At 53.1% G+C, this 15193-nt stretch carries 13 protein-coding genes; 3 read left to right on the top strand and 10 right to left on the bottom strand.

The genetic code is table 11. The features are described 5' to 3' along the window. Positions 1 to 215 precede the first annotated feature (215 nt). A complete protein-coding gene (locus WKI47_RS07505) occupies positions 216 to 2018 on the bottom strand; it encodes a M3 family oligoendopeptidase (RefSeq protein ID WP_340226537.1) in 1803 nt (600 codons plus the stop codon). A gap of 180 nt (positions 2019 to 2198) precedes the next feature. Between WKI47_RS07505 and WKI47_RS07500 the strand changes: the two genes are divergently transcribed. Both WKI47_RS07500 and WKI47_RS07495 read left to right on the top strand, forming a co-directional pair. Continuing rightward, positions 2199 to 2384 (top strand): YycC family protein, encoded by a 186-nt coding sequence (locus WKI47_RS07500; RefSeq protein ID WP_340226536.1) that lies wholly within the window; start codon positions 2199 to 2201, stop codon positions 2382 to 2384. Between the two features lie 3 nt (positions 2385 to 2387). Next, positions 2388 to 2618: a hypothetical protein gene (locus tag WKI47_RS07495; RefSeq protein WP_340226535.1), complete on the top strand. Its 231-nt coding sequence runs from the start codon at positions 2388 to 2390 to the stop codon at positions 2616 to 2618. Between the two features lie 763 nt (positions 2619 to 3381). On the opposite strand, the gene WKI47_RS07490 is transcribed toward WKI47_RS07495, so the two are convergent. The 8 genes from WKI47_RS07490 to WKI47_RS07455 all read right to left on the bottom strand — a co-directional run bounded on the left by WKI47_RS07490 (position 3382) and on the right by WKI47_RS07455 (position 12476). Next, the gene (locus WKI47_RS07490) at positions 3382 to 4701 is read right to left on the bottom strand and encodes a 6-phospho-beta-glucosidase (RefSeq protein ID WP_340226534.1); all 1320 of its coding nucleotides are present in this window, start codon (positions 4699 to 4701) and stop codon (positions 3382 to 3384) included. Continuing rightward, the gene (locus WKI47_RS07485; RefSeq protein WP_340226533.1) at positions 4698 to 5675 is read right to left on the bottom strand and encodes an N-acetylglucosamine kinase; all 978 of its coding nucleotides are present in this window, start codon (positions 5673 to 5675) and stop codon (positions 4698 to 4700) included. The genes WKI47_RS07490 and WKI47_RS07485 overlap by 4 nt, the downstream gene beginning before the upstream one ends. Positions 5676 to 5703: 28 nt before the next feature. Then, positions 5704 to 7362 carry an extracellular solute-binding protein gene (locus WKI47_RS07480; RefSeq protein ID WP_340226532.1) on the bottom strand — a complete coding sequence of 553 codons (1659 nt, stop codon included), beginning with the start codon at positions 7360 to 7362 and terminating at the stop codon, positions 5704 to 5706. A gap of 25 nt (positions 7363 to 7387) precedes the next feature. Further along, complete coding sequence (locus WKI47_RS07475; RefSeq protein WP_340226531.1) at positions 7388 to 8281, bottom strand: carbohydrate ABC transporter permease; 894 nt, start codon at positions 8279 to 8281, stop codon at positions 7388 to 7390. Positions 8282 to 8318: 37 nt separating this feature from the next. Further along, positions 8319 to 9182: an ABC transporter permease gene (locus WKI47_RS07470; protein ID WP_425355446.1), complete on the bottom strand. Its 864-nt coding sequence runs from the start codon at positions 9180 to 9182 to the stop codon at positions 8319 to 8321. 182 nt (positions 9183 to 9364) lie between these two features. After that, positions 9365 to 10306, bottom strand: coding sequence for an AraC family transcriptional regulator (locus WKI47_RS07465; protein ID WP_340226529.1), 942 nt, complete (start codon positions 10304 to 10306; stop codon positions 9365 to 9367). 966 nt (positions 10307 to 11272) lie between these two features. Continuing rightward, positions 11273 to 11974: a DUF2225 domain-containing protein gene (locus WKI47_RS07460; RefSeq protein WP_340226528.1), complete on the bottom strand. Its 702-nt coding sequence runs from the start codon at positions 11972 to 11974 to the stop codon at positions 11273 to 11275. 124 nt (positions 11975 to 12098) lie between these two features. Then, positions 12099 to 12476: a globin gene (locus WKI47_RS07455; protein WP_340226710.1), complete on the bottom strand. Its 378-nt coding sequence runs from the start codon at positions 12474 to 12476 to the stop codon at positions 12099 to 12101. Between the two features lie 583 nt (positions 12477 to 13059). Between WKI47_RS07455 and WKI47_RS07450 the strand changes: the two genes are divergently transcribed. Further along, on the top strand, positions 13060 to 13860 hold the full coding sequence (locus tag WKI47_RS07450) for an NAD kinase (protein WP_037291271.1): 801 nt from the start codon (positions 13060 to 13062) through the stop codon (positions 13858 to 13860). Between the two features lie 345 nt (positions 13861 to 14205). Here WKI47_RS07450 and WKI47_RS07445 read toward each other — a convergent pair whose 3' ends face one another. After that, positions 14206 to 15090 (bottom strand): YutD-like domain-containing protein, encoded by an 885-nt coding sequence (locus WKI47_RS07445; protein ID WP_340226527.1) that lies wholly within the window; start codon positions 15088 to 15090, stop codon positions 14206 to 14208. Between the last annotated feature and the right edge of the window lie 103 nt (positions 15091 to 15193).

Here is a 15193-nt window from a genome sequence, read left to right as displayed (position 1 = left end):
ATGGATGAATTGCCACCTTCAATACAGTCCTAAAGAATTGGTCAAATATGACTATTTAAATGCAAATAACCACCAATTTTAAGTCATAAACAAACAAAAGACGAGCAGATTCGACTTCTGCTCGCCTTTTTTCGAGTTTTAATTTTTAACTGTCCAAAAGATATGCCAAGATTTTCAAATTAATTTCTTTCACTTTTCAGTATTCTATTTTTTGATTATCCAACTTTCGATGCGGTCATATCCAGGAAAGATCGGACGTCGGCCACGCTCATATCTACCGCAGCCTGCCAAAAGTCCGGTTTTGTCAGATCAACGCCCAAGTGCTTCGACGCCAATTCCTCGACAGTCATACGGCCGGTATCGAGCAGCAGCGCATCGTACTTGTCGGCAAAGCTTTGTCCTTCGCGTTGCGCTTGCGCATAGATCCCTGCACTGAACAGATAACCGAATGTATAAGGGAAATTGTAGAACGGAACTCCCGTATTGTAAAAATGAAGCTTGGATGCCCAGAAGTGCGGATGATAATCGTCCAGCGCGCCGCAGAATGCTTCTTCTTGCGCTTCGACCATCAGCTCGCTCAAATCTTGAGGCGTCAGCAGACCGGAACGGCGTTTCTCATAGAAACGGGTCTCGAACAGGAAGCGTGCATGAATGTTCATGAAAAAGGCTACGCTGCGCTGAATCTTGTCTTCGAGCAGCACGATCCGCTCTTCCTCTGTCGCCGCCTTTTTCACCAACGAATCGGCAACGATCATCTCGGCAAACGTAGAAGCGGTCTCCGCCACATTCATCGCATAGCGCTGACTGAAGGTCGGCAGCTCATCCATAACGTGCTGATGGTATCCGTGTCCCAGCTCATGCGCCAGCGTGGAAACATTGGACGCCGTGCCGCTATAGGTCATGAAAATACGGGTTTGTTTGGTCAGCGGAAGCGCCGTGCAGAATCCACCCGGACGCTTGCCCGCGCGGTCTTCCGCTTCGATCCAATGGTTGTCGAACGCGCGTTGGGCAAAATCGGCCATGCGCGGGCTAAAGCTGCGGAACTGCTCTACGATCAGATCGGCGGCATCATCGTACTGGATCTTCGATTCCGACTCGCCAATCGGCGCGTCGACGTCGTGCCAGCCCAACTTTTCCGTGCCGAGCAGTTGGGCTTTGCGATTCAAATACTCGACAAAAACAGACTTGTTATTCGTGATGACCTGCCACATGGTGGAAAGCGTCTGATCGGACATCCGATTGATTTCCAGCGGCTCGCGCAGCACATTGTCCCATCCGCGCTTTTCATACAAAGACAACCGGAAGCCGGCCAGATGGTTCAGCGTATCCGCGCAGTAATCTTCTACGTCCGTCCAGGCTTGTTCCCAATTGCGCCCCATCTCTTCGCGCTGCTTCGGGTCGGACGAACCCAGCTTGTTCGCGGCTTGGGCCGCCGACAGCAGCCGGGTCTCGCCGTTTTCTTCGAACTTCACGCGGACGTGGCGAACGATCGTATTATAAAAACTGCTCCATCCCTGGTATCCGTCGACCGACAGCGAAAGAGCCAGACTTTCCAGCTCCGGCATCATTTTGTCGCGTGCCTGGGAACGGCTTTCGCTGAGGTTAAACGAAATCGGAGCGACAGCGTCGCGCGCCATCCAAGCTTCCCACACCGCGTTTTCCGTATTTTGCAAAACGCTGTCGAAGGTCGCGACGACGCTTTGCCAACGCGCGCGGATCGAGCCTACGCGTGCCGACAATTGGCCTGCCTTCTGGTCATTCTGATCCTGCGCGCTCAAACAGGATACAAACGCCCCGGCTTGGCGGAAGCGGGCCGAAGCACTTTGAACGTTTTCGAAAACAGGGTCAAAAGCTTCGGTCTGCTCCACGCTCGTAGGCGGGTTCAAACTTCCGATCTGCGCAGCCAACGTATCGACGTCTGCCGCCAGTTTTTTCAGAAAAGCGTCAAACTCGTTCGAAGACGATCCTCCCGGAAAAATAGTTTCCAAATCCCAGGTTTGTCTCAAGCGGTTGCTCATTTTTATTCGCACCTTTCGTCTTGAAAATGATGGAGAAGCAAAACAGTCCGACACGTTCCGTTCATGCGCCTTGCCGCTTGGACCAAGCCGCTATATGGTGTTTGACAAGGCCGCATGGTACAGTATAACTATAGCGAAAACGTCTCATGAAGCCAAATCTGACACGGGAGGGAACACGTAATGAGACCTCTGCAAATCTCGCCGGACACGGCGATCAAGCTTTCCAAACAATTAAATGTTCCGATCGAACATTTGATGCATATGCCGCAGCATATTCTGATGCAACGACTCGCCGAGCTGGCGAAACAGGAAGCGGCCGAGGCGGCGAACGCAAAGCCTGAAAACAACGCCGAAGGGAATACGTAATCCATGATTCCTTTTGAAAAAGCTTTGCCGTACGACCGCATGATGGGTGATTTGACGGTTCCAACATGCCCGTTTTGCGGCGCGGAGAACGTTCTGCTGCCGATCAAGCCTTCGGAGATTCCGGATATTCAGACAGGGAAAAAGCGGCTGACGGTTTTTCCTTGTTGTCATGGTCGGTTGACGGTGCTGGACTGCGACGACGATTATTTGATGACGGACACGGTTGTGAAGTAGCCGTTTTGCTTTCGCCCGGGGTGGAAGTCTGGAGCGTGGGGAGGGAGAAGGCTCCTAGGGCGTGTCTTCAAACCTCGATGGAAGCAGATTTTGCCGAATTTTCGTTCTCAACAAGGAACTTTTCCGAAGGCGTGCCGGGGCACGTCAAGGGAAAGTGACGTAGGAGAGGGCGAAAAGGCGGCAAAAGATGCACATTGGCAGGTTTGAAGACACGCCCTAGAGAAATTCGGTTTAAAACGCTGTCTCACCCGGAAAAGTCGATTGGATATTAGAGTGGAATTTTTCCGGGTTCAAAGGCGTTTTTCACTGAATTTCTCTCTCCGCCTTCTCCCTACCAGCTACGTTGGATTTTCAAAGGGCGAACAAACACGAGGCTTGACGCCCGTGTTTAGGGATTTGGAAAAGATGAAGAACAAAACGAAGACCTTTGAAGCCACGTGCGCTTCGAAGGTCTTTTGAGTTTACGATAATTGAGAAATTGAACGAGAGCGGGGGGAGCGTGAGCCAATTTGGGATCGGAAAGCTGTTACGTTGACAATTAGGCAGTGTAGCAACGGAATTGGGGAGTTAGATCAAGCTACGTTGACGATTAGGCAATGTACAGAGACGAAGTTGTAAAAAATAGAATGAAATACGATCGTACATTGCTTTTTAGTCAATGTAGGCTCGCGTCATTCGAATATTCGGTTTGCACATTGACTAAAAGGCAATGAAGCACGCAATAAGCTTTTTTGTCGTTTTCACTCCTACGCTTGTTACCTTGTTACCGCAAAGCTACTGCATCCCGGAAAAACGATCCCAAATACGCCTTATTCCGCTCCAACATCTCATCCAGCATCTTCTCCGCATCGTTAACCGACGGAACCAACGGGTGATGCGCCAAAGCGGTTAACGCAAGCTCGCGGCTTCCGGTTACGGCGGCCTGGATGGCGAGCTGTTCATACGTTTTCACGGCATGGATCAAGCCTTTGGCGGCTTCGGGAACGGTCTGCACCGGAACCGGAATCGGGCCGTTGGCAAGCACTTTGCAGTTGACTTCGATGCAGGCGTCGTCCGGCAAGAAATCAAGAATGCCGTTGTTGGCGACGTTCAGCGTCTGGATATCGCCTTTGTCGTTGTACAGCGAGTTCATCAGCTTCACGGCGGCTTCGGAATAATAAGCGCCGCCGCGCTGTTCGAGCTGCTTCGGCTTTTCGGCCAGGTTGACGTCTTCGTACAGCTCGAACAACTCGTCCTCCAGACGTTGCACCGTTTCCGCGCGCGTCTCTCCTTTTGCCGCCGCTTCCTGCTGTTCGGACAGAAGCTCGCGGTGCAGGTAAAAGTATTTCAGATAATACGACGGAATGGCCTTCAACGTACGCAGCAGCGCGCCGTTCCATTCGTACTGCGGAACGTTTTTCGCGGAGTAGCCGTCCCGGTTATCCAGCAGTTCTTCCAGCTTCGATAGTCCGTCGATTTCGATCCGGCTGATGTAATGCAGATGGTTGAGTCCGGCGAATTCGCAATAGATACGCTCGGCCGGAACCTCGTACAGTTTCGACAACCATTTGTACGCGGCGATCGGGGAATTGCACAGGCCGATCGTTTTGATCCGCGAGTGCTTGTTGATCGCCTCTGTCACCATCCCCGCGGGATTGGTAAAGTTGAGCAGCCAGGCGTCCGGGCACAGCTCCTCCATATCCTTCGCCACGTCCAGCAGCACCGGAATGGTACGGAGCGCTTTCATCATGCCGCCCGGCCCGGTCGTTTCCTGCCCGATCATGCCGTACTTAAGCGGAATGCTCTCGTCCCAGCCGCGTGCTTCCAGCATGCCGACCCGCATCTGCGTGGACACGAAATCCGCCCCCGCCAGTGCCGAGCGTCGATCCAGCGTCAACTTGACCTCGATCGGCAATCCGGATTTCGCGACCATACGCTGGGCCAACTTGCCGACCGTGGTCAGTTTGCGCAATCCCGGCTGTATATCGACCAGCACGATCTCTGTCACGGGAAATGTCGCATAGTTTAAAAGGAATCCTTCGATCAGCTCCGGCGTATACGACGAACCGCCTCCGATGACCGCAATCTTCAGCTTTTTGCTCATGATACGCTCGCCGCCTTTACGCTTAATTGGTTATGGATTCGACTGTAGACTTCTTCATCTACGCCTTCCCCCTGGCTCATCGCCATAAACAACGCTCCCGCGACAGGCTCCAACGTCAGAACCGCCAATTCGCAGCCCGGCGCCAGCTCCCGGATTTGCGCGTCCAGATGCGGCAAAATATACCGGCTGTCCCCGCGCGCCAAAATGCTTCCGGCCATCACCAGGTCAAAATGATCGCTTTCCATCCCCAGCTTGCGAATCACCGCACCCGCCGCCTTCCCCAGCTCTTGGCCCTGCCTGGCCAAGATCGCCTGCGCCGTCTCGTCCTGCTCGGCCACTTCGAACAACAGTCTCGCCAGATCTCTCGGAATACGCCGTCCGTGGTCGAGATAATGATGGAACATCTCTTCTTCCGATCCCATCGCCAGCATGCTCAACGCAGGTGCCGACAGCAGCGTGGACGGTTCGCGCCCTTCCCAAGCGCGGATCACCGAGCGGAAAACTTCGACAGCCAGATCCGATCCGCCGCCGAAATCTCCAAACGCATAGCCGAAGCCGCCGACTTGAAGCTCCTCTCCCTGCCGATTAATGCCGTAACAGTTGGTGCCCGATCCGCAGATCACGACCACGCCGTGAGCGCTTCTCGTGCCGGCCCGCAACCCGATCACCGTATCGCAAACAATCTCATGTTCGCCCATGTCCAGCGCCGCGATCATGGGCCGCAAAATCCGAAAGTCCGCTTCACGATCCGCTCCCGCAAGTCCGAACACGGATCGAACCACCTGCTTTTTGCCGATCCCGGCTTGCTGCAAAGCTTCGTCTACCGCGGCTTGAATATTGCGCTGCGCAAGCTCGACGCCGAGCTGATGGTTGCCGCAGCCACAGGTTGCCCGTCCCGCGATGCGGCCCGTCTCGTCGCAGATGACGACCAAGGTTTTGCTGCCTCCTCCGTCAACGCCCAAATAATAGTTCAAAAGGTTGCTCCTCTCCGATTCGCCGCGTTTACCTCCCCAGCTTTTCGAGATTTTCTTTCCACTTCTGCGTTTTGTACTCCAGCAATTGCGCGTACCCGACCTGCTGGGCGTCCTTTTCCGCCTGATCCAGAATCGCCAATACTTCGTCTTCGCTGCCTGCGTTCAGAATCGCTTGCGCTTTGGCTTTCTCGTAGATCTCTCCGACGCTCTGCTCGATGATGCCTTCGTTCGTATCGCCGGCCGGGTTCAGATTGACGAATTCCGTCGTATCATACTGCGTTTTCCACGTGATCTCCGACTGCCATTTGGTTTCCCAGCTTTTTTTGTCCTCCGGCAGCGTCGATTCGAACTTCATTTTGGAATTGTCCACGTACACGGTATTGCCGACCCATTGCAGATTGACCGTGGAATTCATCAATTCGTCGCGTCCTTTGGTATCGGCGGTAAAAGCTTCCGTGAACTTGGGCGCTTCCTCTTCGTCCACGCCGTCCCAATACAGTCCTTCCGGTCCCCACATGCTGATTCGCTGGCCTTCCGGACCGGTAAGCCAATCGAGGAACGCGAACACGGCTTCCGGGTCTTTCGCCGATTTGGTGATCACGCTAACGTTCCAGCCCAGTTGATTGTACGTGCCGGGGAAAATCTTGTTTTTGTCCAGACCTTCTTTATGCACCGGCCAGACCATGATATAGCCCGCTTCCGGGTCTTCCGCGCTCAGAATCGAGTTGCCGATCGCGCCGAATTCGGTCGGACTCGATGCCACGTAGACCGCCGCTTTGCCCGTGACGATCTTCTGTTCCACCTGTTCGAGCGGCTGGGTAAACGCATCCTGGCTCATTAGCTTCTCGCGGTACAGCCGGTTGGCGTACACCAGCGTCTCGCGGAACACGCCGTCCGTGAACACGGAGGTGAGCGTATCGCCCGACGGGATCGCCTTCATGCTGAGCGAGCTATACTGATAAGGACGGTTTTCCGCAAAAGCCGACGTCATGATATCCACGCCCGCCGCGGATTGCCCGACTTCGAGCGGCACGACATCCGGGTACTTGGCTTTGACCTGCGTCAGATAGTCGTACAGATCGTCGGTCGTTTCAAGAGATGGCGCGCCGAGTTCGTTGTAGATTTTTTTGTTGACCAGATAGCCCGCGTTGCCGTTCGGCTGCGTCGTATACCAGTTCGGGAACTGATACAGTTTGCCGTCTTCGGCACGTAGCATGTCGATCGTTTCCTGCCCGGCCCACTTTTTCAGATTCGGATATTTATCCAAATAGTCGTCGAACGGCACGAGCGCCCCGGCTTTCCGCAGCGATTCCACGTCGGCTCCGCGTTCGGTCCAGATCACGTCCGGCAGCTCGCCCGATACGATCATCGTGCTCAGCTTTTGCTTGGCGTTGCCACCTGAACTGATTGGCACGACGTTGACCTTTTTGTTGTCTTTGATCCATTCCGATGCTTTGTCTTCGCCCCAGTTCGGCATTGTGTACCAGTCGTAATGGCCGTAAAAAGAAAACTCCAACGGCTGCTCGCCCAGCACGTAAGCCGCTCCCGACGCTTCGGTCGTACCGCCCTCCCCACCTTTGCTTTCGCCCGAAGCGCTTGAGCCTCCTCCGCCCGTACATCCCGTCAAAGCCAACGTCAACGCCAGCAGCGCCGAACCCCATCCGAACGCTTTTTTCCCATTTCTCATTATTTTGCCCCCTTCGTCGCTTTGTCTATTCCTTGAGCGAACCGACCAGCACGCCTTTCACGAAATATTTTTGCAGAAAAGGATACACGCATAAAATAGGAATCGTCGCGACCATCATCGTTGCCATCGACAGCGACTTGGTAGTCACGGCTTTCATCCGCCCCATCCGACCTTGCGCCGCCGAATCCATCTGGGCCATCTGCTCGCTCATGATATTGGAATTGAGGATCTGCTGAAGCTTGGTCTGGATCGGAAGCAGGTCGGCGTTGCTGATATAGATGCTCGGCGTGAACCAGTCGTTCCAGTGATAGACGGCGGTAAAAAGAGACAGCGTCGCGATCACCGGACCCGACAGCGGCAGCACGATACGAAGCAGCACGCCCCAATTGGAGCACCCGTCGATCTTGGCCGATTCTTCCAATCCTGCCGGCATGCCTTTGAAAAAGGTCCGGAAAATAATCATGTTCCACACGCTGATGAGCCCCGGAATGACCATGACCCAAAAACTGTTGAACAGGTCGAGCGAACGGATCAGCAGGAACGTCGGAATCAATCCGCCGCTGAAATACATGGTGATGATGCAAAAGACCATATAGCCTTTTCGCCCGATCAGCTCGGACTTGCTCATGCCGTAAGCGAATATCGCGGTCGCGCCGATCGACAGCAGCGTGCCGATGACCGTTCGCAGCACCGAGATGACGAAGCCGTTGATAAGACGGCTGTCCTCGAACACCACAGCGTAATTTTCGAGCGTGAACGACCGGGGCCAAAACGTGATGCCGCCGCGCATCGTGTCCGTCCCGTTGTTGAACGAGATGACGGCCGCGTTCCAGAACGGGTAGAACGAGACAAAAGCCATGATCGCGAGCAGCGCGTAAATGACGATAAGCAGTGCGCGGTCACCCGCCGATTGTTTCATGGGAGTGGGCCTCCTTTCGGATTGAACGGCTTATGATCTACCAAAGGCTGTTGCCCGACTTACGCGCCGCGTAGTTTGCTCCTACCAACAGCAGCACGCCGAGCAGGGACTTGAACAATCCGGCCGCTGTCGCGTACGAGTAGCGGTTGTTTTGAATACCGGTTCGGTACACATAGGTATCGAGTACGTCGCCTACGTCGCGCAGCACGGGGTTGGAGCCGAGCAGCAGGATATCCTCGAAGCCGGCGCTGAGCAGGTTGCCGATCGCCAGAATCAGGAACACGATAACGACAGGCATGATCGCGGGCAGCGTGATCGAAAAGATTTGACGCAGCTTGCCCGCCCCGTCCATCGCCGCCGCTTCGTGCATATGCGGATCGACGCCCGCGATTGCCGCAAGGTAGACGATAGAGGCGAAGCCGATTTCTTTCCACACGCCCGTCGTCACCAGAATCGTCCAAAAGTATTGCGGCAAAGATAGGAAATTGATCGGTTCTTCGATCAGATTCAGGTTTTGCAGCAGCATGTTGACACTCCCGTTTTCCGTGGACAGCATCGACATCACGAAGCCCGACACGATGACCCACGACAGAAAGTGCGGCAGATAGCTGATCGTTTGCACGACCTTTTTGAACGCCCGGTTCCTGACTTCGTTCAGCAGCAGCGCCAAAATAATCGGAGCCGGGAATCCGATCAGCAGCTTCAGCAGACTGATCACGACCGTGTTGCGAATGACTGTCCAGAACTCCGGCGCGTTGAAAAACATCTCGAAGTGCTTGAAACCCACCCACGGACTGCCTGCAAAGCCTTCGAACAAGCTGTAATCCTGGAATGCCATCAGTACCCCGTACATCGGAATGTAGCTGAATACGAAGATGAACAGCAGCGGCGGCAGCACCATGAGTTGAAGATCCCATTGCCGACCGAAACGTTTGGGCAGCGACGGCTTGGCTTTGTTTTTTTCGATGGATACGCGGTGGCTGGTATTCTGCATATGAACCTCCTTTCCGATACGCTTTTGTACGTTTTTCGAACAAGGTGTGAGTAGGAGTCACTTTTCAAGTTACTTTTCCTGACTCAATCTTACTCAGACGAATGCTCTTCTACTCCGCCAAAACGATCATAAACCGGTACTATCTTACTGCCGCAGGCATGAGCTTTACTTCGGATATGCCGGGGCTCGGTTCCGATATGTCTTTTAAACAGCCGATTGAAGTTCGACAGCGTGCGGAATCCGCATTCCATGGCGATATCGACAATTTTGAGATCGGATGTTTCCAGAAGCTGATACGCATGTTCCAAACGAATCTGAATCAGATACATGAGAGGCGACACGCCGACCGTACGCCGAAAAATATCGCTGAAGCGCGAAGGACTCAAATACGCCAGCGCCGCCAATTCCTCCAATGTCCACGCATGCGAGTAACGCTCCTCCATCTCCCGGATCACGCGGCGCATTTTCTCAAGTTGGGCATGGGACACGCTCCCTATATTTTGCTGAATATTCTCCTGGCGAAAATGACGGTTGACCTGTACGAAAAATTGCAGCATATACGCGTAAACGACGGAAACATAGGAAGGACGCGCCGCTTCATGCTCCTCTTGAATAGCCAAAAGCAGTTCGCGCAGAGCGGGGAGATGAGGGTTATCTCGGTCGAGGATATGTGTAAAATACACGCCCATTTCTTTGAAGGCACTTAACACATCCGGGTCGGAGCGTTGATTGCCGATAAACCAGGCCGCATCAAAAGTGATCACCTGCATAACCAATCCTTCCCGTTCATAAGCACAATGCAGCGCGGCAGAATCGATCAGCACAATGTCTCCCGGCTGAAAATCGTACGTGATCCCGTTGATAATATAGTAGCCCGTGCCTGCCTTGATCATATTGATCTCCAACGCGTCGTGCGCATGCAGCCTCTGATACTGCGTCGTCACGCCGATCGTGTCCGAAAGGTGAATCGGATATTCCCTTGAAAACACCACTTTTTCTTTTGCCTTATCCTCGCTTCCGATCCCGGTCATTGAAATCCCCCGTTTCGTTGTTTGCTGATTATTCCTGTATTTTCAACAAAACTTGCTGTATCTTACTGATTCATTCTGAAAAAACCTTTTTCGAAGATATACAGCACTATCTTAGGTTGGCGAAGGTTATGCGTCAATATAAGTTACATGGATAGCAGAAGGTTTTCGAAAAAAGAAAAAGACGTGCATTTGTATAAACAGCGCACGTCTTGGATTTCGTATGAAGAAAATAGAAACGCAATCAAGCATAACTTCCAAAAGAGAAAAACACATCAAGAAAGTACCGAACGCTATAGATCGTTATGATTATGAAGCGAAAATGCAAACCGTCATGTACATATCGAAATCCCGTTGAAATTCAGAAACGTGATTTCTAATACTCCAACGCTTTAATGTCTAAAATCCTCAATCGACTTTCAGCCTCTAACGGATCGTATATCCTTTAGCCGCTCCATATATCAATTTCCAGCTCAAAAATGGCTCAAAATATGTTCTAAGCGTCACCTCGATCCGTTAAAACCTGAAACGATAAGCCATATCCCCGGACGCAGCAATCTATCTCTATCCTAACGGTCACCGTGTCCCACTAACCACAACCACCCAATAAGGCAGAGCCCGCCCTCACTATAAACATAGACAACAAAAAAAGCCGACAACATTCACGCCGACCTTGCCCTTCCACGTTTCTCTCCCCCATAAGAAGGAGAAGCAGCAGTCTTGCTCTTAGCTTTGAAGCCCCGCACGCGATGAAACCGGAGCGGAGGGGTGGTGAGAGCCGAAGACCGTGGAGCGGAAGCGGAACATCGCCTTTGTCCCCCGGCTTCCCGCCTTCCTACTCTAATCAAAAGGAAGCCGGGGGACAACAGCTAAGCGCAAGAAGAATTCTTGCGGCTACGTAAGCATATGCTAGAAGGCCTCACCACCCCGCAGCGCCTCACCATCCCCCCCGCCGCCGAAAGTCAAAACCTAAGACTGCTGCATCTCCGACGGCAACTCCATTTTGCGCGCCAACATCTCCTCGCGCAGCGTCGCCCACTGCTCCCGAGATGCCCGAATCATCCCCGCATCCATAATGCGCTGATCATGAATAACACGCGAGAACCAGCGAACGGCTTCATTAAATTCCCCTAACCGACGGCACAGCTCCCCGATCAGATACATCAGCCGCGCATCGTTCGGTCCCGCAGCTTCTGTCTCATACACGCGCACATACGAATCGCGCGCAAAGCCGATAAACCGCACTTCCTGCTCTTCGTTGCCCGCGTAACGGTACAGCCACGCGATATGATGCAGCAAGCTCGCGATGATCCGTTCCTTGTCCCGAATCACCTGGGCACAGATCAGCGCCAATTTATACGTCTCCAACGCCGATTCCAACGTGCGTTTGCCTTCGTAATCTTTCTTTTTCGCCGTCGCTCCGACCTTGTCTTCGAACAGCTTGCGTTGATCGGCCGTCAGCTTGGCCGCCGAATTTTCGGTGAAAGCAAAGCCGCAATGCGGGCAAACACGAACGACGTAAAAATCCGGGTTTTCATTTTTATAATAGGCGCAAAAGTCCGTATCGCGCCGGATCGTCTGTTTGAAACTCGGCCGCACGCGGCTCGTTTGAAACGTCTGTTCGCAGCACACGCAAGCGGTCGTAATTTGAAACAGCGGATCGATTTCCATAATCGTAAGCCCTTCTTTCTACATTCAGGAGTGGGACGGGGCGGCAGAAACAGCAGGCGCCGTGCGCCGATTTTCATTTGGAACGACTCGTCGCACCGATGCGGGCGGCGCTTCATTTTCCCGATTAAGGGGTATTGACGAAATGATACGCCGGGCCTTTCAACCGGGCTATCACGAATTCGCGCAGCTCGTCTTCCACGCCGTTTTCCTGTAGCGAAGCGTTCATGCAAGCCAACCAGGCATCTGCACGCTCATTCGTCACCGGAAAACGCATATGCCTCGCCCGCATCATCGGATGGCCGTGCTGCTCGGAAAACAGCGGCGGGCCGCCGAAAAATTGGGTCAGGAACTGATGTTGCTTTTCCATGACAGGTCCCATATCTTCAGGGAACAACGGAGCCAGAAGCGGCTCGCGCACGACGTTCCCGTAAAAAGTCTCAATGATGTTGCGCAGTCCGTCCGATTCGCCGAGCTGCTGATAGATGGTCAGTCCGGAATCCATGCTCATTACCCGCTTCCCCTTTTCCTTCGTGGTGGCAATCTGTATACCTTTGTATTATAGCAAACCACGAGCCGTTTCAGACCCTTCTTTATACGCAGTTTGCAAGGAAAAACAAAAAAGCGTCAGGTGGGTCACCGACGCTTCGTTGCGACCGTACGTCCGTCCCCCGGAACCCACGGTCTTGTTTTCCAAACCGAATCTTAATACCCGCTCCATTCCTCTTCCCCCGGATGGTCGAGAGAAATGCGGATCACGTAGACAAAAGCACATACCATAATAGCCGTTACGATACTCATGTGACCACTCCGTCCGTATCAAATTTAAGGACAAATGTCGATATCGAAAACATGTCATCCGCCAAAAGACCGAGATAAGCAGTTAAAAGTTTGGTTTTTTTATTCTATCACAGATCATCGAAAAATAAAGCCATTTTGCAACCGCTTTCCCTAAGATTAAGGATAAAACTTACAAAAAAAAGTTTTGTGCGCCCTCTTACCCCCGGCATGTTAAAATGAACGGGAAAAGGCATCGGCAGCATATGCCGACCGTAAGGTAAAACTCCGAGCAAAGGAGCGTTCATTCGTTGAAATATTATGTACTGGACCGCGGCGACCAACTGTCGATCGACCTCAGCCAACAATTTCATAAACTCGCAGCCGAAAAAGGGTTCGAGATGGATTCCGAATCGCCGGAGATCGTGATCTCGATCGGCGGCGACGGAACCATGCTGCATGCGTTCCACTCGTTCATCGACCGGATTCCGGAGATCGCGTTCGTCGGCGTCCATACCGGCCATCTCGGATTTTACGCCGACTGGAAAGCCGAAGATTTGCCCAAACTCATCGAATTCATGTCGGGCGCCGGCGAAGGCGGACTGGGTCCGAAGATCGTCAAGTATCCGCTGCTGGAGCTGGAGATCGAGCGCAAATCCGGCACCTCGATCCACACCGTGCTAAACGAATTCGCGATCAAAGGCGCCGAAGCGACGATGGTCGTGCAGATCGATATCAACGACGAAGTATTCGAAATGTTCCGGGGCGACGGCATTTGCGTATCCACTCCCTCGGGCAGCACCGCTTACAACCGGGGTCTCGGCGGCGCGATCATGCACCCGACGCTCGAAGCTTTGCAAATCGCGGAGATCGCTTCGATCAACAATCGGGTCTTCCGTACGCTAGGCTCGCCTCTCGTGCTCCCGAAGCATCATCATTGCGACATTTATTCGCGCAAAGAGCAGCGTCTGATCCTTACGATGGACCACCGTTATCTGACGATCGACGATCTGGTGTCGGTCCGATGCCGCGTATCGAGCCAAAAAATCAGCTTCGCCCGTTACCGTCCGTTCCCGTTCTGGAATCGGGTACGTGAAGCGTTCTTGGGGTAGAGGGGGAAGCGAGAAGACTGCGAGAAAAATTGCCGGCATACGCTTCCGAAGTGCATTTCTTCGAAATGCTTCACAATTCGCTGTTTCGCTTGGAAAAGTCGATTGGAATTTTTAGTTGAAGTTTTCCAAGCTCAAAGGCGTCTTGAACCGAATTTTCTCTCCGTCTTCTCGCTTCCAGTTATGTTGGATTTTTTTGACACATAAAGAAGCGGCCCCTTCGGGAGCCGCTTCTTTATGTGTCTTTTACTGCTGCTGTTACACAGCCGTGCACGCCTGCCGCCTATACAAAACGGCTTCTTTTGCCTGCTTGGCACTGCGTGATTTCGTATTGCTCGTTATCCAATATTACTCCGTGCGCTGATTTGCTGCGGGATTAGCCGCTGCTTGCTGTGCCTGTTGCGGCTGGGCGGAAGCGGATTGTTCGCGATTCGAACGTTCCCCGCCGCTTTGACGATGTCCGGAACGATGTTCTCCATTCGGACGGTTTTCCGTATTTGGGCGTCCTTCCCCGTTTGAGCTTTTTTCTGCGCCCGAACGGTTGTCTGTAGCTGCTCGTTGCTCCCCGCCTCGATCTTCGCGCTTGCGGTTACGCGGATGATGCTCGCCGCCGGAAGCTCTCGACTTCTCCTTATCGCGTTCACGATTCTGACTGTCACGGTTGGGACGCTCTCCTCGATTGGAGTGCTTCTTGCCCGATTGTCCCTGCGGTTTTTCTTTTGTTTCGTTCTCGCTTGCCTCTTGGGTACGCTCGCCGCGCGGATGCTTGGCATCCCGATCGCCGCCGCGTCCCCGATGTTCCTTGCGGTCTTTTGCTGCCGGATGATCGCCTTTTTCTTTGGCCGCATCCTTGTCTTTATCCTTGTTCTTATGCGTTACGCGATATTCGCGAACCGGCTCCTTGATCTCGCCGAGATCTTGGTACTGCGCCGCTTCCTCCGGATCTTTGACGTCCTTCATGTCCTTCACCTTGCGAAGAACGAAGTAGGCGCAGCCGAAGTTGCAATGCTCCGTAATATAGTCGGTCGTAAAAGAAAATTGGGATTCTTTCGCGATCTTGGACTGCCCATCGTGGTACATGCCCTTCAGCCGCAGCTGATTATAGCCCCAATCTCCGATGATGTAATCGTAACGCTCCAAAATCTCGCTATAGCGGCCGCGGAACGCTTCCGCATTCCAGCCGTTTCTGTGGTCAATCATGACTTCGTAGACTTTACCGCCGATTTGAAACAACAATTTCCCCTCCCTGCCGAAACACGCGCTGTTCAAATTCTCTATATGGTTCATCAAGAGAAGCTACACTCATTATAACGGTGCATGGAAAAAAAACCAATAA

It is taken from the genome of Saccharibacillus sacchari, from assembly GCF_037722395.1.
GTDB classification, from domain to species: Bacteria; Bacillota; Bacilli; order Paenibacillales; family Paenibacillaceae; genus Saccharibacillus; species Saccharibacillus sacchari_A.
Note: the sequence above shows the minus strand (reverse complement) of the source record. Positions and strands in the feature narration are given on the sequence as shown.

What these genes read in the sequence shown, in the direction of transcription:
- WKI47_RS07505 (WP_340226537.1), bottom strand. Translation starts at nt 2,018, where the DNA reads ATGAGCAACCGCTTGAGACAAACCTGGGATTTGGAAACTATTTTTCCG.
- WKI47_RS07470 (WP_425355446.1), bottom strand. Translation starts at nt 9,182, where the DNA reads ATGGTGCTGCCGCCGCTGCTGTTCATCTTCGTATTCAGCTACATTCCG.
- WKI47_RS07475 (WP_340226531.1), bottom strand. Translation starts at nt 8,281, where the DNA reads ATGAAACAATCGGCGGGTGACCGCGCACTGCTTATCGTCATTTACGCG.
- WKI47_RS07480 (WP_340226532.1), bottom strand. Translation starts at nt 7,362, where the DNA reads ATGAGAAATGGGAAAAAAGCGTTCGGATGGGGTTCGGCGCTGCTGGCG.
- WKI47_RS07500 (WP_340226536.1), top strand. Translation starts at nt 2,199, where the DNA reads ATGAGACCTCTGCAAATCTCGCCGGACACGGCGATCAAGCTTTCCAAA.
- WKI47_RS07495 (WP_340226535.1), top strand. Translation starts at nt 2,388, where the DNA reads ATGATTCCTTTTGAAAAAGCTTTGCCGTACGACCGCATGATGGGTGAT.
- WKI47_RS07460 (WP_340226528.1), bottom strand. Translation starts at nt 11,974, where the DNA reads ATGGAAATCGATCCGCTGTTTCAAATTACGACCGCTTGCGTGTGCTGC.
- WKI47_RS07465 (WP_340226529.1), bottom strand. Translation starts at nt 10,306, where the DNA reads ATGACCGGGATCGGAAGCGAGGATAAGGCAAAAGAAAAAGTGGTGTTT.
- WKI47_RS07455 (WP_340226710.1), bottom strand. Translation starts at nt 12,476, where the DNA reads ATGGATTCCGGACTGACCATCTATCAGCAGCTCGGCGAATCGGACGGA.
- WKI47_RS07490 (WP_340226534.1), bottom strand. Translation starts at nt 4,701, where the DNA reads ATGAGCAAAAAGCTGAAGATTGCGGTCATCGGAGGCGGTTCGTCGTAT.